This window comes from Amycolatopsis sp. NPDC041971 (assembly GCF_055588925.1).
On sequence record NZ_JBVJCE010000011.1, the window covers coordinates 17,179 to 39,290 of the forward strand.

Annotated in this window: 19 protein-coding genes and 1 tRNA gene; 13 read left to right on the forward strand and 7 right to left on the reverse strand. The window is 68.2% G+C overall.

The features are described 5' to 3' along the window. Nucleotides 1–172 precede the first annotated feature (172 nt). Nucleotides 173–3,727: a transcription-repair coupling factor gene (mfd, locus tag ACZ6DT_RS21615; protein ID WP_465598644.1), complete on the reverse strand. Its 3,555-nt coding sequence runs from the start codon at nt 3,725–3,727 to the stop codon at nt 173–175. Nucleotides 3,728–3,963: 236 nt separating this feature from the next. On the opposite strand from mfd, the gene ACZ6DT_RS21620 reads away from it, so the two are divergent. From ACZ6DT_RS21620 to ACZ6DT_RS21635, 4 genes are all read left to right on the forward strand, one after another. Beyond that, on the forward strand, nt 3,964–4,728 hold the full coding sequence (locus ACZ6DT_RS21620) for an MmyB family transcriptional regulator (RefSeq protein WP_465597993.1): 765 nt from the start codon (nt 3,964–3,966) through the stop codon (nt 4,726–4,728). A 47-nt stretch (nt 4,729–4,775) separates the two neighbouring features. Beyond that, the gene (locus ACZ6DT_RS21625) at nt 4,776–5,960 is read left to right on the forward strand and encodes a PQQ-dependent sugar dehydrogenase (protein WP_465597996.1); all 1,185 of its coding nucleotides are present in this window, start codon (nt 4,776–4,778) and stop codon (nt 5,958–5,960) included. Nucleotides 5,961–6,028: 68 nt separating this feature from the next. Beyond that, the gene (locus tag ACZ6DT_RS21630; protein WP_465597999.1) at nt 6,029–6,550 is read left to right on the forward strand and encodes an isochorismatase family protein; all 522 of its coding nucleotides are present in this window, start codon (nt 6,029–6,031) and stop codon (nt 6,548–6,550) included. Between the two features lie 3 nt (nt 6,551–6,553). After that, complete coding sequence (locus ACZ6DT_RS21635; RefSeq protein ID WP_465598002.1) at nt 6,554–6,946, forward strand: NUDIX hydrolase; 393 nt, start codon at nt 6,554–6,556, stop codon at nt 6,944–6,946. 141 nt (nt 6,947–7,087) lie between these two features. On the opposite strand, the gene ACZ6DT_RS21640 is transcribed toward ACZ6DT_RS21635, so the two are convergent. Together ACZ6DT_RS21640 and ACZ6DT_RS21645 are read right to left on the reverse strand one after the other, a co-directional pair. After that, nucleotides 7,088–7,681 (reverse strand): TetR family transcriptional regulator, encoded by a 594-nt coding sequence (locus ACZ6DT_RS21640; RefSeq protein WP_396558261.1) that lies wholly within the window; start codon nt 7,679–7,681, stop codon nt 7,088–7,090. Nucleotides 7,682–7,779: 98 nt separating this feature from the next. Continuing rightward, the gene (locus tag ACZ6DT_RS21645; protein ID WP_465598005.1) at nt 7,780–8,730 is read right to left on the reverse strand and encodes an acyl-CoA desaturase; all 951 of its coding nucleotides are present in this window, start codon (nt 8,728–8,730) and stop codon (nt 7,780–7,782) included. Between the two features lie 173 nt (nt 8,731–8,903). On the opposite strand from ACZ6DT_RS21645, the gene ACZ6DT_RS21650 reads away from it, so the two are divergent. The 5 genes from ACZ6DT_RS21650 to ACZ6DT_RS21670 all read left to right on the forward strand — a co-directional run bounded on the left by ACZ6DT_RS21650 (nt 8,904) and on the right by ACZ6DT_RS21670 (nt 14,282). Beyond that, nucleotides 8,904–8,975, forward strand: a tRNA-Gln gene (locus ACZ6DT_RS21650). A 43-nt stretch (nt 8,976–9,018) separates the two neighbouring features. Further along, nucleotides 9,019–10,767 carry a GGDEF domain-containing protein gene (locus ACZ6DT_RS21655; RefSeq protein ID WP_465598008.1) on the forward strand — a complete coding sequence of 583 codons (1,749 nt, stop codon included), beginning with the start codon at nt 9,019–9,021 and terminating at the stop codon, nt 10,765–10,767. A 44-nt stretch (nt 10,768–10,811) separates the two neighbouring features. Next, nucleotides 10,812–12,299, forward strand: a complete 1,488-nt coding sequence (glmU, locus tag ACZ6DT_RS21660) for a bifunctional UDP-N-acetylglucosamine diphosphorylase/glucosamine-1-phosphate N-acetyltransferase GlmU (RefSeq protein ID WP_465598011.1) — start codon at nt 10,812–10,814, stop codon at nt 12,297–12,299. Beyond that, the gene (locus ACZ6DT_RS21665) at nt 12,296–13,276 is read left to right on the forward strand and encodes a ribose-phosphate diphosphokinase (protein WP_465598014.1); all 981 of its coding nucleotides are present in this window, start codon (nt 12,296–12,298) and stop codon (nt 13,274–13,276) included. Before glmU ends, ACZ6DT_RS21665 begins: the two co-directional genes overlap by 4 nt. A 130-nt stretch (nt 13,277–13,406) precedes the next feature. Then, nucleotides 13,407–14,282 (forward strand): TIGR03621 family F420-dependent LLM class oxidoreductase, encoded by an 876-nt coding sequence (locus tag ACZ6DT_RS21670; protein ID WP_465598017.1) that lies wholly within the window; start codon nt 13,407–13,409, stop codon nt 14,280–14,282. Here the strand turns inward: ACZ6DT_RS21670 and ACZ6DT_RS21675 are convergent. Both ACZ6DT_RS21675 and ACZ6DT_RS21680 read right to left on the reverse strand, forming a co-directional pair. Beyond that, on the reverse strand, nt 14,276–14,893 hold the full coding sequence (locus ACZ6DT_RS21675) for an NAD(P)-dependent oxidoreductase (RefSeq protein ID WP_465598020.1): 618 nt from the start codon (nt 14,891–14,893) through the stop codon (nt 14,276–14,278). The genes ACZ6DT_RS21670 and ACZ6DT_RS21675 overlap by 7 nt on opposite strands. Nucleotides 14,894–14,990: 97 nt before the next feature. Next, entirely contained in the window at nt 14,991–16,112 is a 1,122-nt protein-coding gene (locus ACZ6DT_RS21680; RefSeq protein ID WP_465598023.1) for a hypothetical protein, read from the reverse strand. A 339-nt stretch (nt 16,113–16,451) separates the two neighbouring features. Between ACZ6DT_RS21680 and ACZ6DT_RS21685 the strand changes: the two genes are divergently transcribed. The 4 genes from ACZ6DT_RS21685 (at nt 16,452) to ACZ6DT_RS21700 (ending at nt 18,517) form a co-directional block, all read left to right on the forward strand. Next, nucleotides 16,452–17,063 carry a 50S ribosomal protein L25/general stress protein Ctc gene (locus tag ACZ6DT_RS21685; RefSeq protein WP_465598026.1) on the forward strand — a complete coding sequence of 204 codons (612 nt, stop codon included), beginning with the start codon at nt 16,452–16,454 and terminating at the stop codon, nt 17,061–17,063. 10 nt (nt 17,064–17,073) lie between these two features. Beyond that, entirely contained in the window at nt 17,074–17,670 is a 597-nt protein-coding gene (gene pth / locus ACZ6DT_RS21690) for an aminoacyl-tRNA hydrolase (RefSeq protein WP_465598028.1), read from the forward strand. A gap of 158 nt (nt 17,671–17,828) precedes the next feature. Next, nucleotides 17,829–18,188 carry a DivIVA domain-containing protein gene (locus ACZ6DT_RS21695; RefSeq protein WP_465598031.1) on the forward strand — a complete coding sequence of 120 codons (360 nt, stop codon included), beginning with the start codon at nt 17,829–17,831 and terminating at the stop codon, nt 18,186–18,188. Next, nucleotides 18,188–18,517, forward strand: a complete 330-nt coding sequence (locus tag ACZ6DT_RS21700; protein ID WP_465598034.1) for a DivIVA domain-containing protein — start codon at nt 18,188–18,190, stop codon at nt 18,515–18,517. Before ACZ6DT_RS21695 ends, ACZ6DT_RS21700 begins: the two co-directional genes overlap by 1 nt. A 60-nt stretch (nt 18,518–18,577) precedes the next feature. Here the strand turns inward: ACZ6DT_RS21700 and ACZ6DT_RS21705 are convergent, their stop codons facing one another. Together ACZ6DT_RS21705 and ACZ6DT_RS21710 are read right to left on the reverse strand one after the other, a co-directional pair. Beyond that, a complete protein-coding gene (locus tag ACZ6DT_RS21705; protein WP_465598037.1) occupies nt 18,578–20,269 on the reverse strand; it encodes a fatty acyl-AMP ligase in 1,692 nt (563 codons plus the stop codon). 50 nt (nt 20,270–20,319) lie between these two features. Next, a complete protein-coding gene (locus tag ACZ6DT_RS21710) occupies nt 20,320–22,095 on the reverse strand; it encodes an ABC-F family ATP-binding cassette domain-containing protein (RefSeq protein WP_465598040.1) in 1,776 nt (591 codons plus the stop codon). Between the last annotated feature and the right edge of the window lie 17 nt (nt 22,096–22,112).

Below are 22,112 nucleotides of genomic sequence, written 5' to 3' on the forward strand. Positions count from 1 at the left end.
GAAAGCGGGGCTCCCCCGACTACGCCTCCCACCACCCCCCCCCCCCTCCCTCGGTGGGGAGGGGGAACGCGGGGGGGGGGTGGTTTTTCTCCCCCCCCCCCCCCCCCCCCCCCACGACCAACGCGCCCCAACGGCCGCCGCCACCCGGCCCCAGTCCCGCACGAAGGTCGTGTCACGCGACGGGTGCGGGCGACTTCATCAGATTCGTCAGCAGCTTCGCGCACCAGTCCAGCAGTTCCTCGTCCCGCAGTGCCGGGGCGCCGATCCGGCCGCCCGCCGGGCCCTCGGTCGGCTTCGGCACGGAAACCGTGTTCGTCACCGCCTTGAAGAGAGCTTTGGGGTACAAGCGCTTCAGGCGCACCAGCTGCGAATCCGCCAGCGGCAGCGGCGCGAACCGGATCGACGTGCCCTGCACGGCGACCTCGGTGACGCCCGCCGCGCGGCAGGTGTGCCGGAACGTGGCGACGGCGAGCAGCCGCCGCACCGGGGCGGGCGGCTGGCCGTAGCGGTCGACCAGTTCCTCGCGCACCGCGTCGAGCCCGGCCTGGTCGGGCGCGGCCGCGATCTTGCGGTACGCCTCCAGCCGCAGCCGCTCGCCAGGGACGTAGTCGTGCGGGATGTGCGCGTCCACCGGGAGATCGACCCGGACGTCGGCGAGCTCGTCTTCCTCCGCCGTGTCCGCGCCCGCGTGACGGCGGAACGCGTCGACCGCCTCACCGACGAGCCGCACGTACAGATCGAAACCGACGCCCGCGATATGCCCGGACTGCTCGGCGCCGAGGATGTTGCCCGCGCCGCGGATCTCGAGGTCCTTCATCGCGACGGCCATGCCCGCGCCCAGTTCGGTGTTCTGCGCGATGGTCGCCAACCGGTCGTGCGCGGTTTCGGTGAGCGGCGCCTCCGGCGGGTACAGGAAGTACGCGTACCCGCGCTCCCGCCCGCGCCCGACCCGGCCGCGCAACTGGTGCAGCTGCGCGAGCCCCAGCAGGTCACCGCGCTCCACGAGCAGCGTGTTCGCGTTCGAGATGTCCAGCCCGGTTTCGACGATCGTGGTACAGACGAGCACGTCGTACTCGTTCTCCCAGAAACCCTGGATGATCTTCTCGAGTTTGTCCTCGTTCATCTGCCCGTGCGCGGTGACGACACGCGCCTCCGGCACCAGCTCGCGAATGCGCTTCGCGGCCTTCTCGATCGAGGAAACCCTGTTGTGCACGTAAAAGACCTGGCCGTCGCGCAGCAGTTCGCGCCGGACCGCGGCGCCGACCTGCTTGTCGTCGTACGCGCCGACGTAGGTCAGGATCGGGTGCCTGTCCTCGGGCGGGGTCAGGATCGTGGACATCTCGCGGATCCCGGCGAGCGACATCTCCAGCGTCCGCGGGATCGGCGTGGCCGACATGGTCAGCACGTCGACGTGCGTCCGCAGCGACTTGATGTGCTCCTTGTGCTCGACGCCGAACCGCTGTTCCTCGTCGACGATCACCAGGCCGAGGTCCTTGTACCGGACCCCGGTCTGCAGCAGGCGATGCGTGCCGATCACGATGTCGACATCACCCGAGGACAGCTGTTCGAGAACCGCGTCGGATTCGGTCTTGTTCGTGAACCGCGAGAGCCCCCTGATCTTCACCGGGAACGAACTCATCCGTTCGGTGAAGGTGTTCAGGTGCTGCTGCGCGAGCAGCGTCGTGGGCACCAGCACCGCGACCTGCTTGCCGTCCTGCACCGCCTTGAACGCCGCGCGCACCGCGATCTCGGTCTTGCCGTAGCCGACGTCGCCGCAGATGACGCGGTCCATCGGGACGCCGCGTTCCATATCCGCCTTGACCTCGTCGATCGCGGCGAGCTGGTCGTTGGTCTCGGTGAACGGGAAGGCGTCCTCGAGTTCGCCCTGCCACGGGGTGTCCTGCCCGAACGCGTGCCCCGGCGCGGCCTGCCGCGCGGCGTAGAGCTGCACGAGTTCGGCGGCGATCTCCTTGACCGCCTTCTTCGCCCTGGCCTTGGTGTTCTTCCAGTCCGACCCGCCGAGCTTGTTCAGCGTCGGCAATTCGCCGCCGACGTAGCGGGAGACCTCGTCGAGCTGATCGGTCGGCACGAACAGCCGGTCCCCCGGATGTCCGCGTTTGGAGGAGGCGTACTCCAGCAGCAGGTACTCGCGGGTGGCGCCGGCGACGGTGCGCTGCACCATCTCGATGAACCGTCCGATGCCGTGCTGTTCGTGCACGACGTAATCACCCGTTTTGAGGGCGAGCGGGTCCACGGCGTTGCGGCGCCGCGACGGCATCTTGGTGCTGAAGTCCTTTGTGGACGTCCCGGCGCCGGAGCCGCGGCCGGTCAAGTCCGATTCGGACAGCACGACCAGGGCTCGCTCCGGCGAGACGAAGCCGTCCGAAAGGCCACCGCAGGTCACCGTCACGACGCCGGGCGTCAGCGGACCGGTGATGCCTTCCGCGAGCGACGCGGGCACGTCTCCGGCCGAAAGCTGCTCGACGGCGCGGGCCGCGGTGCCGTGCCCGGCGACGACGAGGACCGCCGTCCCGCCCGCGGCCGTATGCGCGCGCAGATCGGTCGTCGCGCGCTCGACCTCGCCGCGGTAGTTCGGCGCGGCCTCGATCGAGACGCGGTAGACGTCGGGATCGTCGCTGGCCAGCTGCGTCAGCGTCCACCAGGAGCGCTTCGTCTCCTGGGCGTGCTTCGCGATCTCCGCGAGGTCTCGGTACGCCGACGCGCCGAGGTCGATCGGGGCCTGACCACCCGCGGCGGCCGTGGTCCAGGACGCTTCGAGGAACTCCTGCCCGGTGCGGACCAGGTCGGCCGCGCGGGCACGGATCTTCTCCGGATCGGCCAGCAGCACGTGCGTGCCCTGGGGCATCGCGTCGGTCAGCAGGTCCAGCTCGCCCTCGCACAGCACGGGGATGAGCGCCTCCATGCCCTCGACGGGGACCCCGCCGGAAAGTTTGGTGAGCATCTCGGTGAGCTGGGCGTCCGCCTCGTACGTCGTCGCCAGCTCGGCGGCCTTCGCGCGCACCTGCTCGGTGAGCAGCAGCTCGCGGCACGGCGGCGCGCTGACGTGCGGGATGTCCCCCGGCAGCGACCGCTGGTCGGACACCGCGAACGCGCGGATCTCGCTGACCTCGTCGCCCCAGAACTCGACCCGCACCGGATGCTGCGCCGTCGGCCCGAACAGGTCGAGGATGCCGCCGCGCACGGCGAACTCGCCACGCTTCTCGACCATGTCGACCCGCGTGTAGGCGAGCTCGACCAGCTGCTCCAGCAGCCCTTCGAAACTCTGCTCCTCGCCGACCACCAGATCGATCGGCGCGAGCGAGCCGAGCCCGGGCGCCATCGGCTGGATGAGGCTGCGGACGGTCGCGACGACGACGCGCAGGTCGTCGGCTCCCGTCTTGAGCCGATGGAGCACCTCCAGCCGCCGGCCGACGGTGTCCGCCCGCGGGGACAGCCGCTCGTGCGGCAGCGTCTCCCAGGACGGGAAGTCGGCGACGGCGCCTTCGCCGAGGAACGACTTCAGCGAAGCGGTCAGCTCGTCGGTCTCGCGGCCGGTGGCGGTCACCGCGAGCACGGGGCGGCCGGCGCCCTCGTCCGCGGCGAGGGCGCCCACGACCAGCTGGCGGGTGGCGATCGCGCCCTGCAGTTCGAGCACCGGGGCACCGGCCCGCTCCACGACCCCGCGAAGGGCCGGATCGGGAAGGATGGAATGAAGGAGTCCGGACAATGGAGCGTTTGTCACCGTCCCAGCCTACGTGGGGGCACCGACAGTCCGCCGCGCGATTACCCCGGGCAGGGCGCCGGCCACCTTCGGGCCGCGGTGCGCCCGGCGGCGAGGATGAACCGGCAAGTGGGGACGACCAGAGCGAATTCCACGCCGGAAGCATCGCCGCGGCGGGCAATCGTCTTGCATTCCTTCGAGGGAATGGCGGCGCCGCGCGCGAGTCGGCCAAGATGACGACCATGGTTTCCGGATTCGGCCCCGCGCTCCGGGGCTGGCGCGAGCGGCGGCGGTTGTCCCAGCTGGAACTGGCGCTACGGGCCGGAACCACCCAGCGGCACGTGAGTTTCCTGGAGGGCGGCCGGTCGATCCCCGGCCGTGGCCTGGTGCTGCGCGTCGCCGAATCGCTCGAACTCCCGCTCCGGGAGCGCAACGGCCTGCTGCTGGCGGCCGGGTTCGCGCCCGGTTTCCCCGAAACCGGATTGGACGACCCGAGGCTGCGGCCGGTCCTGGACGGTATGCGGCGGCTGGTCGACGGGCACCGGCCGTATCCGGCCATCGTGGTCGACCGGTACGGCGTGCTCGTCGCCCGCAACGACGCACTCGGCCCGCTCTTCGAGGACGTGGCGCCGGAACTGCTGGAGGAACCGGTCAACACCCTGCGGCTCGCGCTGCATCCGAAGGGGATGGCACCGCGGGTGCTGAACCTCGCGGACTGGGCGCGGCACATCCTGGAACGGCTGAGGCGGGAAATCGCGCACGCGCCCGACGAACGGCTCGCCGCTTTGCTGGCCGAACTCGAAGGTTACGTTCCGGAGTCCGGCCCGCCCGGACCCGATCATCTCGGCTTCGCCGTGCCGATGCGCTTGTCCACTTCGGCGGGTGAACTGCGCCTGATCACGGCCGTCACGACGTTCGCCACGGCCGCCGACGTCACGGTGTCGGAATTGAAACTGGAGACGTTCCTTCCCGCCGACGCCGAAACCGCCGCGATCCTCACCCGGTGACCGGTTCGTTCCGCGCGGGCGGGCGGGCACGGTGGCATGCTGATGTCATGCGCACAACCGCCGTCGTCGCGTTCGCGTCCCTGTTCTTGCTGCTCACGGCCTGTTCCGGGGCGTCGAGCGAATCGGTGCAGAGCGCGCCACCGGTCACCTCCAAGCCCGCCGTGAAGACGCTGAAGGTCGAGCAGGTGACGGCCGGGCTCGAACACGGCTGGGACGTCGGCTTCCTGCCGGACGGGAAGATCCTCGTCACCCAGCGCCCCGGGAAGCTGGCCCTGATCGACGGCGGCACGAAGCGCGACGTCACCGCCGACTTCTCCGACGTCCACGTACGCGGCGAAGGCGGCCTGATGGGGATGGTGATCAGCAAGGACTTCGCGACGTCGCGCGAGTTCATCACCTGCCAGACCCACAAGAAGGGTGACAACGCCGTCGACATCCGGCTGGTCACCTGGCGGCTTTCCGACGACGCCGCCAGCGCGACGAAGGTCAAGGACCTGCTGACCGGGCTGCCGGTGAACTCCAGCGGCAGGCACTCGGGCTGCCGTCCCGCGTTCGGCGCGGACGGCGCGCTGCTCGTCGGCACCGGCGACACCGCCCGTCCGCGGCACCCGCAAGACCGGACGAGTCTCGCCGGCAAGGTGCTGCGAATCGACGCGAAGACCGGGAACGCGTTGCCGGACAACCCGTTCATCTCGTCGGCGAACCCGAACGAGCAGCGCGTGTTCACCTTCGGTCACCGCAACGTCCAGGGCGTTACGGTGCGGCCGGGCACCGGGCAGGTGTTCACCGCCGAGCACGGGCCGACCATCGACGATGAGGTCAACCTGGAACGCGCGGGGGCGAATTACGGCTGGGACCCGTCGAAGGGCGGTACCGAGACCAGCTACGACGAGAGCGTGCCGATGACCGACAAGCAACGCTTCCCGGACGCCGTCAGTCCTTTGTGGACGACCGGTGAGGTCACCGAAGCCATCTGCGGCGCGGAATTCCTCACCGGATCGCAGTGGGGCCCGCTCGAAGGCTCGCTGGCCGTGACCGCGTTGAAGGGGCAGAAGCTCCTGCTGTTCCGCCTCGACGACACCGGCAAGGTCACCGAAGTGACGCTGCCGCCGGAGTTCGACGACAAGTTCGGCAGGCTCCGCGCGGTCCGCAGCGCCCCGGACGGCGCGCTCTACGTCACGACTTCGGAAGGCGAAGACGACAAGCTGCTCCGCGTCACCCCAGGCGCCTGACGGCCGAGGTGCGCGCCGCCGTTGACGGGGACGCCGCGACCACGGCATCGGAACACTAGGCTTCCCGCATGACGAAGATCGACCCGGCGACGACCGCACTCGTCCTGATCGACCTCCAGACGCGGATCGTCGCGCTCGAGACTGTCCCGATCGAAGGCACCGAAGTCGTGTCGAAGGCCGTCCTGCTGCGTGACGCCTTCAGCGCGGCCGGCTCACCGATCGTCCACGTGCGGGCGCACCGGCCGGACGTCGACGAGCAGCCACCCGGCAGTGAACTGGTCGCCGAACTGACGCCTCGCGAAGGCGAGCACCTGATCACCAAACACACGATCGGCGCGTTCTCCCGCACCGGACTCGACGAACTCCTGCGCGGCCTCGGCGTGAAGACGCTGGTGTTCGCCGGGATCGCCACGGAGTACGGCGTCGAATCGACGCTGCGGGCCGCGATCGACCACGCCTACGAGACCATCGCCGTTTCGGACGCGATGGCGGGTATCGCCGCGATCTCCCACGAATCGGCGATCACGAAGGTGTTCCCGCGGTTGGGCGAAGTGCTCACGACCGCCGAGACCGCCGCGGCGCTGGGCTGATCCATGATCGACAAGATCGCTTGGCTGCACCTGCGGGACGGCCTGGTCCTGACCGCCCGCTCGCACGGCAAGTCCGTGTTCTACCTGCCCGGCGGCAAACGCGAGCCCGGCGAAAGCGACGCCGAGACGCTGATCCGGGAGATCCGCGAGGAACTGACCGTCGAGATCGATCCGGTGAGTATCGCGCCCGCCGGGGTCTTCGAAGCGCAGGCCGACGGCCACGCGTCCGGCCTCCTGGTCCGGACGACCTGCTACACGGCCGAATTCAGCGGGACTCTCACGGCAAGCAGTGAAATCGAGGAGGTTGCCTGGCTCGGTTACGAGAACAAAGACCGGCTCTCCGCGGTGGGCAAGATCATCTTCGACCACCTGCGGGACACCGGCGTCGTGCGCTGACGACCGCTGCTCGAGCTTGTCCAGGCACAGCAGCACCTTGGCGGATGCCCGCTTCCCTTGGCAGAGATAAGCATCCACCTCGGGGCATTCGTCGCATCCCACTCGTGACGCGAACTTCGATTTTCGGCTTAGCCGACGATCTCAGTACAGCCGCAGCTTCGGTTTGTGTTCCAAATTGGACAGACCGTTCCACGCCAGGTTGACCAGATGCGCGGCGACCTCGTCGCGCTTCGGCTTCCGTGCGTCGAGCCACCATTGCCCGGTGAGCGCGACCATCCCGACGAGCGCCTGCGCGTACAGCGCGGCCAGCTTCTCGTCGTAGCCCCGTGCGGCGAATTGCTGCGCGAGGATGTGCTCGACCTGGCTGGCGATGTCGTTCAGCACCGTCGAGAACGTGCCCGTCGAACTCGCGACCGGTGAATCCCGCACCAGGATGCGGAAGCCGTCGTGCGAATCTTCGACGTAGGAGAGCAACGCGATCGCCGCCTGCTCCAGCATCACCCGAGGGTGTCCACCGTGGAGGGTGGAGACCATCCGGTCGAGCAGCGACTGCGTCTCGCGGTCGACGACGACGGCGTAGATGCCTTCCTTGCCGCCGAAATGCTCGTACACCACCGGTTTGGAGACATTCGCGCGGTGCGCGATCTCCTCGATGGACGTGCCTTCGAAACCCTTCTCCGCGAAAAGGGCCCTGGCGACGTTGAGCAGTTGCTGCCTGCGCTCGGTCCCCGTCATCCGCACCCGGGCCACCGGGGCGACAGGACGCGCCCCGGTGACCGCTTCACGTTTGGTCCGTCTTCTCCCCGCCATCGCAGAAGACTAACGCGACCTCGCTATTTGCTTTCGGTGGCGATGCGCGCGAGGCGCTGCGGGGTCGGCCAGCGCACGTCGTAGGCCCAGCCGAACTTTTCGAAGATCCAGATGAGCCGCGCGGAAATGTCGATCTGGCCGCGCTGCACACCGTGCCGTGCCGAGGTCGGGTCGGCGTGGTGCAGGTTGTGCCACGACTCGCCGAAGGAGAAGATCGCCAGCGGCCAGAAGTTGGCCGACTTGTCACGGGCGGCGAACGGGCGCTCACCGATCATGTGGCACACCGAGTTGACCGACCAGGTCACGTGGTGCAGCACGCAGACGCGCACCAGACCGGCCCAGAAGAACGCGGTCACCGCGCCCCAGAACGACCAGGTGATCAGTCCACCCAGGATCGCGGGCAGCACCAGGGTGAGCAGGCTCCACAGCCAGAACAGCTCGTCGACCTTCTTGATGGCCGGATCCTTCACCAGGTCCGGCGCGAACCGCTCCGCGTTGGTCTGGTCGCGGTCGAACAGCCAGCCCATGTGCGCGTGCCAGAAACCCTTGGCGATGGCGACCGGTGTCGTCCCGAACAGCCACGGCGAATGCGGGTCGCCGTCGCGGTCGGAGAAGGCGTGGTGGCGCCGGTGGTCGGCGACCCAGGTGATCACGGGGCCCTGGACGGCCATGCTGCCGGCGATCGCCATCGCGACGCGCAGCCACGGCTTGGCCTTGAACGAGCCGTGCGTGAAGTAGCGGTGGTACGACACGGTGATACCGAGTCCGCTGATCGCGTAGAAGACCACGAAGAGGCCGACGTCGACCCAAGTCAGTCCCCAGCCCCAGGCGAACGGGACGGCCACGAGTAACGCGGCGAGCGGGAAGATGACCCCGAGGTAGACCGAGAGCTGCACGCCGCTCGATCGATGTCCTTCGATTACCGGCTTGGGGCCCTTCACGGGCTTCTGGGAACGGTCCAGGGTAGCCGTCATGCAGTCACTTCTTTTCTGTGCGCAACCCTTGAGGTTTCCCTAAGGGTGACCTTACCTACGATGCCGTAAGTTACGGTACAGGAGGTTTCGTCCCCTGTGGAGTGCCCGCGAAGGTGAGGCAACCCCCGGTCGCACGCGGACGTCTCCGGCATGGCTATCCTGACCAGGATCGATCCGCCGTAGTGTAATCGGCAGCACTTCAGATTTTGGTTCTGACAGTTCAGGTTCGAATCCTGGCGGCGGAGCAGACGAACAGATGACCAGCGGCGTTTTCAACGGTGGGGGTGTGTGCGGCTGACCGAGGACGCGACGACCAGTGGCAGGCGGCCGGCGCTTGCGGAGATGTCCGACGCCTGGCTCCATGGCCGCGCGCGCGAACTCGGGGCGGCCATCCAGCGCGTCAGCTTCGCCGAACAGCTGGACATCGTCACCAGCCTCGACGAACTCCTCGACGAGACGCAGCGCCGCGGCGAACCCTTGCTGGTGGCCCAGCTGCTGCGCTACTCGGCGATGGCGAGGCTGGTCACCCGCGGTCTCGCCGCCGAAGCCGAACCCAGGCTCGACGAGATGCTCGCGCACACCAGGCGGCACGGTCTCGCGCTGATGCGGGCCGACGCGCACGCCATGCGCGGGCGCCGTCTGGTGATCGCCAAACAGGAGGACGCGGCCCTCACCGAGATCGCGAGGGCGCTGGCCATCCTCGACGACTCCGCGGTCCCGGACCGCCAGGTCGGCAGGCGCAACTGGGACCGGATGCTCTCCACGACCCTCGTCGACTGCTGGCTGGTGCTGAACCAGCTGGGCGTCTACGAGGCGGCCGAGGAGGCCATCGCCCGCGCCGCGCAGGCGATCCGCGACAGCGCGAGCCCGCACGAGATCGCGCTCCAGCTGATCAACCGGGTCAAGATGCTGCTGGGCTGGGGCCTGCGGCTCGAACGCATCGAGCGCTACGACGAGGGCGCGGACAAGTTCCGCACCGCGGCGTCGATGGCGCAGGCGGCCGAAGGGCCGTTCACCGAGTCGCTGTTCCCGCGCAGGGCCGGCGTGCCCGCGATCGACCAGGTCGGCGTACTCGCCGCGGCGGCCGCGCTGGCGTCACCCGATTCGTCCCATATCGACCGGCTGAACTCGCTGCTGCATCCGGAACTGGTGTTCCCGCACGAACGCGAGATCATCGCCATCGCGCTGGCCCGCTGCCTGGACAACGAGGGCCGCCGCGAGGACGCGCTGCAGGTGCTCAAGGACGTTCGCGAGGACAACGAGGAAGGCTCGCTGCCGTCGATGCGGTTGAACCTCGCCCGCGAGCTGGCCAGGCTCGACACCACTCCGGACTACGCGTCCGGGGCGAGCCAGTCGCTGATCGACTACGCGACCATCCTGGAAACGGAGATGTGGTCGCTGCGGGAATCGCAGATCGCCACGCTCAACGCGCGCCGGGAGCACGAACGCCTGTCCGCCGAGCACGGAGCGATCACCCAGCAGGCCTTGCAGGACCCGCTCACCGGGCTGCCGAACCGGCGCGCGCTCGACGAAAAGCTGCGTTCGCTGGCGTCGTCCGCCGACGCCCAGCCGCTCGCCGTCGCGCTGGTCGATCTCGACGGTTTCAAGGACGTCAACGACAAGCAGTCGCACGCCGAGGGCGACAACGTGCTCCGTGTCATCGCGAGCACGCTGCGCGACGCCCTGCGCGGCGACGACGTCGTCGCCCGCTACGGCGGAGACGAGTTCATCGTGCTTCTACCTGGGGCTCCGGCGTCGGCGGCGAAGCAGGCGCTGGGTCGTTCTGTGAATGCCGTCGCATCTCTGCCGCACCACCTTTCGCACGGCGTCACCCTCTCCGTCGGCCTGGTCTCGCTCCGCCCGCAGGAGCGGGCCGAACAGGTGCTGGCACGCGCCGACGCGGCCATGTACCAGGCGAAACGCGGCGGGGGGAACCAGGTTTCGTCGGTGAACTCGATGGCCATCGATCCGACGACCGGTTGGCCCGGCGAGGATGCTCCGACCGACCCCGCGTGGGACGCCGAGCAGCCCACGTAGGATCAATGCCCGACAACCACCGTTGGTGAAATGTTGGGAGTGCCGTGACCGGCCCGCTGAGCACGTTGATCCTCGCCGCGGGTGAGGGCACCCGCATGCGCTCGTCCACCCCGAAGGTGCTGCACCCGATCGCCGGCCGTCCCCTGGTCGAGCACGCGGTCCGGGCCGCCGCGGGACTGAGCCCGGACCATCTGGTCGTGGTCATCGGCCACGGTCGCGACTCGGTCGGCGCTCAGCTGGCGAAGGTCGGCGAGGCCCTCGGCCGCGAGGTCGTCACGGCCGTCCAGGAGGAACAGAAGGGCACCGGGCACGCCGTCTCGTGCGCGCTTTCGGCACTGCCCGCCGGACTGACCGGCACCGTCGTCGTCAGCTACGGCGACGTCCCGCTGCTCGACACCGAAACGCTCGCTTCCCTGGTCGCCGAGCACACTTCCACCGGAAACGCGGTCACCGTGCTGACCGCCGTCGTCGCGAACCCGACCGGCTACGGCCGGATCGTCCGCGACGAAGACGGCGTCGTCACCTCGATCGTCGAGCAGAAGGACGCCACCCCCGAACAGCAAGAAATCGCCGAAATCAATTCCGGCGTCTACGCGTTCGACGCTTCGATCCTGGTCGACGGGCTTTCGAGGCTTTCGACGGACAACGCGCAGGGCGAGCTCTACCTCACCGACGTCCTCGGCATCGCCCGCGGCGACGGTAAAGGTGTCGGCGCACTGGTCATCGACGACCCGTGGGTGACCGAAGGCGTCAACGACCGCGTCCAGCTCTCCGTCCTCGGCGCCGAACTGAACCGCCGGATCGTCCGCGGCTGGCAGCGGGCCGGCGTCACCGTCGTCGACCCCGCGAGCACCTGGATCGACGCTGGTGTGACCCTGTCTCGTGACGTCGTCATCGAGCCCGGCGTGCAGCTGAAGGGTTCGACGTCGGTCGGTGAGGGCGCGCAGATCGGCCCGGACAGCACCCTGGAGAACGTCTCCGTCGGCGCGGGGGCGTCGGTGGTGCGAACGCACGGTTCCGATTCGGAATTGGGCGACGGCGTGAAGGTCGGCCCGTTCACCTACCTGCGTCCCGGCTCCAAACTGGGGACCAAGGGCAAACTCGGCGCTTTCGTCGAAACGAAGAACGCCGACATCGGCGCCGGGACGAAGGTTCCGCACCTGACCTACGTCGGCGACGCGACCATCGGCGAAAACAGCAACATCGGGTGTTCCAGCGTCTTCGTCAACTACGACGGCGTGAACAAGCACCACACCACGATCGGCTCCCATGTGCGGCTCGGCGCGGACAACACGTTCGTCGCCCCGGTGACCATCGGCGACGGCGCCTACAGTGGGGCAGGCACCGTGATCAGGCAAGACGTGCCCCCGGGCGCGCTCGCCGTGTCCACCGGGCCGCAGCGCAACATCGAAGACTGGGTGACCCGGCGCAGGCCGGGCACACCCGCGGCGGAAGCAGCTTCCGCCGCGAAGCAGGACACCACCGCCGTGTCCGATTCGAATAAGGGAAACGACGGGGAGTCGCCAGCATGAGCTCGAAGTCCGGAACACCGAAGAAGAACCTGATGCTCTTCTCCGGGCGCGCGCACCCGGAACTCGCGGAAGAGGTCGCCAAGCACCTCAACGTGTCGGTCGTTCCGCAGACCGCGCACAACTTCGCCAATGGGGAGATCTTCGTCCGGTTCAACGAATCGGTGCGCGGGACCGACGCGTTCGTGATCCAGAGCCACCCGGCGCCCATCAACGAGTGGGTGATGGAGCAGCTGATCATGGTGGACGCCCTCAAGCGCGCGAGCGCCAAGCGGATCACCGTGATCATGCCGTTCTACCCGTACGCGCGGCAGGACAAGAAGCACAAGGGCCGCGAGCCGATCTCCGCGCGCCTGATCGCCGACCTGTTCAAGACCGCGGGTACCGACCGGATCATGACGGTCGACCTGCACACCGCGCAGATCCAGGGCTTCTTCGACGGCCCCGTCGACCACCTGCTCGCGCAGAACGTGCTAGCCGCGCACATCAACAAGACCTACCAGGACGAGAACATCACCGTCGTCTCGCCGGACTCGGGCCGGGTGCGGCTCGCCGAGAAGTGGGCGGCTCAGCTGGGTGACCGGCCGATCGCCTTCATCCACAAGACCCGCGACCCGGACAAGCCGAACCAAGCCGTCGCCAACCGCGTCGTCGGCAAGGTCCGCGGTCAGCTGTGCGTGCTGATCGACGACATGATCGACACCGGCGGCACGATCGTGAAGGCCACCGAGGCCCTGCTCGACGAAGGCGCGTCCGACGTCGTCATCGCCTCGACCCATGGCATCCTGTCCGACCCCGCCACCGAGCGGCTGTCGAACTGCAAGGCGCGCGAGGTGATCATCACCAACACCCTGCCGATCCCGGAGGAGAAGCGGTTCCCGGGCCTGACGGTGCTGTCCATCGCGCCGCTGCTGGCGCAGGCCATCCAGCAGGTCTTCGAGGACGGGTCGGTCACGTCCCTCTTCGACGGCAACGCCTGACCTCGTCGCAGCAAGGGACCTTTGCTATCGCTCTCTCCCGGAGAGTGACAGCAAAGGTCCCCTTGCTGCGTTTTCGGCTCCTCGCGAAACGGCGCACGCCCGGCTGCCCGACGTGGCTAGGTTGCCATGCATGGGGAAATTCAAGTTCGGCGTGAACCTGTGGGGCCCCGAGAACCGCGAAGACTGGGTCGCGAAGTGCCGTCGCGTCGAGACCCTCGGATTCGATGTCATCTCGGTGCCCGATCATCTCGGGCCCGGACGGAACGCGCCTTTCCCGGCGCTGACCATGGCCGCCGCGGTGACCCAACGGCCACGCGTCGGCACTCTTGTCGCCAACATGGCCTTCTACAACGTCGCGCTCTTCGCACGCGAAGTCGTCACGACGGTGAAGATGACGGGCGACCGGCTGGATCTCGGCCTCGGTTCCGGCCACATGAAATCGGAATTCGACGATGCCGGCCTGCCGTGGACCCCGGCCGAAGAACGGATCGAGTACCTCGCCAAAAGCCTGGACCACCTGCGCGAACACTTCGCCGGCGAAGGGATCACGCCCCCGCCGCTGCTCCTCGCGGGCAACAGCGACGGCGTGCTTTCCCTCGCTGCCCGCGAAGCCGACATCGCCGGCTTCGCGGGCCTTCGTCAAGCACCGGGAAAGCCGCCGGGCACCTTCCGCCTCGACGACGCCGATCGCATGGACGAACGCGTCGCCTTCTTCCGCTCGCACACGAACGGCCGGGCTCCCGAACTGAACATGCTCGTCCAGCGGGTCGTGGTCACGGACGATCGGCGCGCGGCCGCCGAAGCCTGGCGTGAAGAAGTCAAAGACCAAGACGGCCTCGACGTCGACACCCTCCTCGAAACACCTCAGTTGCTTTTCGGCACCGTCGCCGAGATCGTCCGGCAGCTACAGGAGCGTCGCGAGCGGTACGGCTTCTCCTACATCACGGTGTTCGAACCGATGCTGGAAACGTTCGCTCCGGTCGTGAAAGAACTGTCCGGTCAGTAAGCGACGCAGAAACGCCGACGGCGGTGTTCCGGCTTGTCGATCTCGTCGACGAACGCGATCGCGTAGTCGTCGCCACCGATCTTCGAACCGCCGTTCTCGTCGGTCAGGAGTACGTCGCCGCCGAGCCGGAACTCACCGGTCCGCTCGCCCTCGGCCCACGCACCGAACTCCGCGGCCGGGCTGACGTAGAACCAGTCGACGTCCTCGGGAAGTTTCCGGAACGCTTCCAGCACCTCGGCGTGCGCTCCGGCTTCACCCTTGTACTCGTCCGGGAACTCGGGGGTGTCGATCAATCGCGGCCCGTTTTCGGCCACGCGCAGGCTGCCCGCTCCGCCGACCACGCCGATCCGCGCGCCGTTGTCCTTCGCGACCTGGGCGATCGAGGGCACCGCGTCGAGCAGACCGCTCTGCCCGTGCACCGCGATGACCAGGACGTCGGCGCCCTTGGCGACCTCGGCGAGGAAGGCCTCGTCGTAAAGCGATCCCGCCCTGGTCCCCTCACCTTCGGCGCTCCTCGACACCGCGAGAACCTCGTGACCGCGGCTACGAGCCTCCTCCGCGATCTTTCCACCCGCGTACCCGGTTCCTCCGAAAACAACCAACTTCGCCACTCGTGTTTCTCCCTTTTCATCGGCGACCACCCCGATGCTAAGAACGCGCGTTCGGCTACTTCAACGTATGCAACGCACCCCGAGGTGTGTATGCGGCTCAGCCGCCCAGCGTGGCGAACTCGGACTTGAGCTTTTCGCGAACGCCGTTGACGTCGACCGGGACCCGGACCTCACCGCGGGCCGTCGGCTTCGCCTGGACCTGGTAGCTGGCGTTCCGATTCGGCAACCTGAACTTGACCTCGCAGGCCATGCTCGTCGTGGTGTCCGGCGCCGCGTTCGCGTCCGCCGTGCAGGACTGGGCGCCCAGGAACTGCGCGGTGAAGTCGACGGTCAGCGTCAGGTGCACGGGAGTCCCGCTCACCCCGCCGATGACGGTGTTGGCGACGTCGATGGTCGCCCGGCAGGTGCCGACGAAATCCGTGCAGTCCAGCTTGTCGTTGACGACGCTGACGTTCACCTGGGTGAGCGCGTCGAACGGCTGCCCGATCCCGCCGACAGCGGCGTCCAGATCGGTCTGGAGCTTCTTGAGCGCGTCCCCCGCGAGGGGCTCGACCCGCATCTCGGCACCGAGCGTCTTGCCGCCCGCCGCCGCGACGAGGGAAGGCGCGAAGCTGACGACGCGGTGCGGCGCCGCGGCGGTCACCCGCAGTGTCCCGAGCCCGCTCCCGACGTCGTAGACCTCGGTCCCGTCCGGCAGCTTCGACCGGACCGGATCGGCCAGCGGGTTCATCCCGGCCGCGGCGGTCCGGAGTGTCGACGCGGCCTTGCGCGGGTTGAGCACCTCGACGGCGTTCACCGGCAGGTCCGAGCTGTCCGTGCGGACCCAGCCGGTGCCGTACAGGTCGCTGTCGCCGAGCCCGTGCGCCTTCCAGTACTCCGGCGTGGCCGAGACGTACAGCTGCTTGTCGGCGGAGATGACCTGAATGGCCTTGCCGTCGACCGGCAGCGCGCCGTGCGCGCTCCCGTTACGGGTGATCCGGAACTGGAGTTCGGCGGGTTGACCCGAAGCATCCTTGATTGTCGACTTGTAGACAACGGCCGGGGCCTGCTCGAGTCCCTTCAGCGCGCTCTCCACCGCGCCGCGCTGCTCGGCGCGCCGGTCCACCCGCTGTTGCTCGGCGGGCGAGATCCCCGCCGCGCCGTCGATCGCGACGTCGCAACCGGCCACGAGGCAGCACAAGGTGGCGATCGCGCCGATCCTCAACCGTCGTGCCGGCATTCCGCCCCCTTTGTCTCGAGTGAGAGGAGATCACACCTTAGAAAAGGGGTCACGCACCACCGCATCCGCGGGTTCCCGAAGCAGCTGTCACCGACTTGTCACCTGAACGAGCCACCCGGCGGGACCCCCGCACGACCGGTTGGTCTACACTTTCCCGGTCTCGGCGAGGCGGGTTCCGTGAGCACCTGGTGCCCGACGTGATCGACGCGGCGGCTTGAGTGGCCACACGCGGTCGAGCACGCCTGTGGAATTCGCCGCCGAACACCGGAACCGCCCTGAACCATCCCCACCTCAGCATGATTTCGCCGAACATGTTGTGAATTGAAGGAGTGCTACACCGTGTCCGAGGTACGCCTGTCCGTCGAGCCCCGCACCGAATTCGGCAAGGGTGCCGCGCGCCGCACGCGTCGCGCCGGCAAGATCCCCGCGGTGCTGTACGGGCACGGCTCGGAACCGCGCCACTACGCCCTGCCCGCCATCGAGTTCGCCCGCGTCGTGCGTGAGAACGGCAGCAACGCCGTCATCACCCTCGACCTCGAGGGCAAGAGCGAGCTGGCGCTGACGAAGACCATCGTCGTCCACCCGCTGAAGAACTACATCGAGCACGTCGACCTGCTGGTCGTCATCCGCGGCGAGAAGGTCACCGTCGACATCCCCGTCGTCGTCACCGGCACCCCCGGCCCGGGCACCCTGGTCACCACCGACCTCGACGCCATCCAGATCGAGGTCGAGGCGCTGCACATCCCCGAGCAGGTCGAGGTCTCGGTCGAGGGCGTCGTCGCCGGCACCCAGATCAACGCCTCGGACATCGCCCTGCCGAAGGGCGCTTCGCTGGTCACCGACCCCGACGCCCTGGTCGTCGCCGTGAACGAGTCGCCGTCCGAGTCCGCGCTCGAGGGCGACGAGGGCACTGCCGAGGCGGCGGAGACCTCCGCCGAGGACGCCGAATAAAGTCACCGGTGTGACCGAAGCAGTACTTCCCGGGGCCGGCGAGCAGATCCTGCTCGCCGGCCTCGGCAATCCCGGCCCCCAATACGCGGGCAACAGGCACAACGTCGGCTTCATGGTGCTCGACGAGCTCGCCCACCGCGTCGGCGGCAAGTTCAAAGCCCACAAGAGCGGCGCCGAAGTCCTCGAAGGCAGGCTCGCCGGGCAGCGAGTGGTCCTGGCGAAGCCGCGCTCGTACATGAACCTCTCGGGTGGCCCAGTCGTCGGCGCCGCCCGGTTCTACAAGATCCCCCCGGCCGGTGTCGTGGTCGTCCACGACGAGCTGGACGTCGACTTCGGCGCGCTCAAGATGAAACTGGGCGGCGGCGACAACGGGCACAACGGGCTCCGCTCGATCACCAAATCTCTCGGCACGAAGGACTACTACCGTGTCCGTTTCGGCGTCGGCCGCCCTCCGGGCCGCCAGGATCCGGCGGATTTCGTGCTAAAAGACTTCTCGACGGTCGAACGCAAAGAGCTCGCTTTCGAGCTCGATCGTTGCGCCGACGCCGTTGAAGCGCTTATCAGCACCGGTCTCGCCGCGGCCCAGAACACATTCCACGCTGGGTGAAACCGCTCACATGGCGGTGTGTTACAGCTCGTCACTCGAAGGCGTTCACCACGCCCCTGATCGAGTCGTGGAATAGCGCGAGCTCTTCCGAGGAACTCTCAAACCCGTTAGGACGGAATGCGGAGATCGCATTCCCCACCGAAACCGGAGAGAGTTTCATGTCGTTTGCGGCCGAAGACATCACCGGCGCTACGTTCCCGAACGCCCCGATCGGGCGGCGCGGATACGCCAAACACGAGGTCGACGCGTTCCTGGAGCGGATCGCCGACACGATCTCGGACCGGGACGACCTGACGGCCGCCGAGGTTCACCACGTCATGTTCTCGCGCCCGCTGATCGGCAAGCGCGGCTACGACGAACGCGAAGTCGACGTTTTCCTCGACAAGGTCGAAGAGCAACTCGCCCGCCGGACCGGCCAGCACGTACTCGGCGTGCCCGGCGCGCGTGGAGAGGACGAGGCGACCGCCGAACGCGCCGTTCCGGACCGCGGTCCTGTCGAGTTCCTGCGGGAGCGCTAGTGCCGGTCACCGCGTTCGAGGCCAGAACCCGGCAGTTCGACCGGGCGCCGATCGGCGCCCGGGGCTATCACGAACCGGCGGTCGACGCGTTCCTCGAGCGGGTCGCGGCGACTCTCGACGGCGACGACGATCTGTCGGTTTCGGACGTCCACAACGTGGCGTTCGCCAAAGCACCGCTCTCGAAACGAGGCTACGACCCCGCGGCGGTCGACGCGTTCCTCCGGGACGTCGAGGGAACGCTGGCCGGACTGTCCCAGTCGGCCGACTACTACATCGCGCCCGCCTTGGAACACACCCACACCCGTAAGCCACCCTGGCGACGCCGCTGATCACCGGGAGGTGCCACGAAAAGGCCGGGCCCGCGATATTCGCGGCCCCGGCCCTTCGTGTCAGCTGGTCGCCGCGTTCTTGGCGATCCTGTCCGCGAACTGGGTGGCGGTCGCGGCCCGCTTCACCTTGCCCGAGGGCGTTTTGGGCAAACTTCCCGCCGGAAGCACCACGACGGCGAACGGCCGCATGTCGACGGCGCCGCGCACCTTGGCCGCGACCTCCTTCGCCAGCGTCTTCTCCGTCTCCGGGTCCCCGGCGAGTTTCGATTCTACGACGACGGCGAACCGCTCCCGGCGGCTGCCGGCGTCGATCCGCACCGCCACGGCGTTGCCCGCCCGGACCCCCTCGACCGAGGTCGCCGCCCGTTCGATGTCGGTCGGGTACAGATTCCGGCCGCCCATGATGATGACGTCCTTGCGGCGGCCGCAGATCACGATCATGCCGTCGATCAGGTAACCGAGGTCGCCGGTGAGCAGCCAGCCGTTCTCGTCCTGTGTCGCGAGCGGACCTTCCATGGTCAGGTAGCCCGGCGTCACGGCCTCGCCGCGCAGGCGGATCTCCCCGACCTCGCGGTCGCCGAGCACGGTGCCCTTGTCGTCGACGATCTCGGCTTCGAGCCCGTCGAGCGGCGGTCCGAGCACCGCGAAGGATCGGACCTCCTCGGTCCCGCGCCGCGGGTCGCCTTCGGGAACCGGCACCGCGCGGTTGTCCGCCTCGAGCGCGTCGGCTTCGATGACGTCCAGCGTCAAACCGGTGAACAACGGCGCGAACGAAACCGCGAGAGTCGCCTCCGCCATGCCGTACGCGGGGAAAACGCATTCGGCGGGCATCTTGAACCGGGCCCCCGCCTCGACGAACGTCTGCACGGCCGTCTCGTCGATCGGCTCGGCGCCGTTCAGCGCGATCCGCAACTTCGAGAGGTCGTAAGCGTTGTCGTCCTCCACACGGGCCATGCGCCTGCCCACGATCGCGTAGGCGAAGTTCGGCGCGGCCGTGGTCGTGCCGTTGTACTTGCTGATCAGCTGCGGCCAGATCAACGGTCCCGACAGGAACTCGAGCGGCGTGATCTTGACGAGTTCGACACCGAAGGTCATCGGGACCGTCAGGAAGCCGACCATCCCCATGTCGTGGAACGTGGGCAGCCACGAAACCATCACGTCGACATCGAAATCGAACTCGGCGCGTTCGACCATCGCCTTGACGTTCGAGTACAGGTTTCCGTAGGTGATCCGAACGGCCTTCGGGTCGGCCGTCGAACCACTGGTCAGCTGCAACAGCGCCGTGTCCGATTCGGCCGTCGGCACGGGTTCCGCCAGCGGTTCGGCCTCGAGCAGCTCGGTGATGACCTGGAAGGCGATGCCGTGCTCGGTGAGTACCGGCGCCAACTGGTCGAACGGCTCACCGAGCAGAACCAGGCCGGATCCGATCATCCGCAACACGCGAACGGTGTCCTCGGCCCATTCGCCGAGGTCGGTGCGCTGCGTGGGCTGGTGCAGCATCGTCACGCTGCCGCCGGCGAGCCATACCGCCTGAACCGTCGGCGCGATCAGCGACGGCGCCGCCGCCAGGACCGCGACCGCTTTGCCGGGCTCGAGCCCGGCCGTCACCAGGCCCCCGGCGACCCGCTTGGCTTGCTCGTGAATCTCGGCCCACGTACGCCGAACCGGTTCCTTGGGCTCCCCGGTGACCATTCCCCGCTGCTGACCTCGCCCCGTCGCGGTGGCGACGAGCGTGTCCACGAACCGACTCATGCGCGTCACACTACTGTCCGCGCCGAAAGACGCGCTCGCCGTCGAGCGAACTACTCCGCGGCTTCGGAGGTCTCCAGCCACTGGGCCTCGACCTCGTCCTTCTCCATCTCGACGGCTTTCAGTTCGGTGTTCAGCTCGATGAGCTTCGTCGGGTCGGTGGCCGCGGCGAGCAGTGCCGCGTGCAGCTTCTCTTCCTTCGTGTGCAGCTGGTCGAGCTTGCGCTCGAGACGGGACAGCTCCTTCTGTGCCGCCCGCTGGTCCGCGGCGCTCTTCTTGGACGTGGAAGCCTGCCCGTTGCCCTGTTTCCGGTCGCCACCGGCCTTCTCGAGGCTCTTGACGCGCCGGTCCAGGTACTCCTCGATCCCGCCCGGCAGATGCGTCACCTGCCCGTCCCCGAACAGGGCGACGATCGTGTCGCAGACGCGTTCCACCAGATACCTGTCGTGCGAAACGACGACGAGGCTGCCCGGCCAAGAATCGAGCAGATCTTCCAGCTGTTGCAGGGTGTCGATATCGAGGTCGTTCGTCGGTTCGTCGAGCAGCAGCACGTTGGGCTCGGCCATCAGAAGCCGGCACATCTGCAGGCGTCGCCGCTCCCCACCGGAAAGGTCTTCGACCGGCGTCCACTGCCTCGACGCGGGGAACCCCAGCTTTTCGGCCAGTTGCGAAGCGGTGAGCTCCTGCTTGCCGAACACGACCCGCCCCGAGATCTCTTCGATCGCCTGCAGCACGCGCAGATCACCCGGCAGATCGTCGAGTTCCTGCCGTAGGTGCGCGAGACTGACCGTCTTGCCTTGGACGCGCCGGCCCGTCTCGGGCTCGGTGTCACCGCCGAGCAGCTTGAGCAGTGTCGTCTTGCCCGACCCGTTGACGCCGACCAGACCGATCCGATCGCCGGGCCCGATCCGCCACGTGACGTGATCGAGCAAGATGCGGTCGCCGCCGACGGTCAACGTGGCGTCCTCGATCTCCAACACGGTCTTTCCCAGCCGACGACGGGCGAACGTCTGCAGTTCGACCGAATCCCGCGGCTCCGGCACGTCGGAGATCAAGGCCTCCGCCGCCTCGACGCGATAGCGCGGCTTCGACGTCCTGGCCTGCGGGCCGCGACGCAGCCATGCGAGCTCTTTACGCGCCAGGTTCTGCCGCTTTTCCTCGGCCGTCGCCGCCAGCCTCGCCCGTTCGGCCCGCGCGAAGATCCAGTCCGCGTAACCGCCTTCGTACTGCTCGACGCGACCGTTGGCGACCTCCCAGGTCACACTCGCGACCGTGTCGAGGAACCACCGGTCGTGGGTGACGACCACGACCGCGATCCTGCGATTGAGCAGATGGTCCGCGAGCCAGCGCACACCTTCGACGTCGAGGTGGTTGGTCGGCTCGTCGAGGACGACGAGGTCCAGTTCACCGGTGAGGGCCGCCGCCAACGCGACACGGCGCCGTTCGCCACCGGACAAGTTCACCGTCGGCTTCTCGATTCCGAGAGCCGTGATTCCCAGACCATCCATAATGGACCTGACTCGCGCGTCAGCGGCCCACTCGTGCTCCGCGCCGTAGCGCTCCAGCACGACATCCCCGACCGTGCTGCCGTCGGGAAGTTCGGTCCGCTGGGTGACCACGGCCATCCGCAGGCCCCGGACTTGACTGACACGTCCCGTATCCGGCTCGGCGATCCCCGCGAGGACCTCCAGCAGCGTCGTCTTCCCGCCCCCGTTGAGACCGACGACGCCGATACGCTGCCCCTCCGCCACACCGAGCGAAACACCGTCGAGCAGCGGGCGCACCCCGAAGGACTTGCTCACCGACTCCAGGTTGACCAAGTTGGCCATGCCTCAGCCGATCCTTT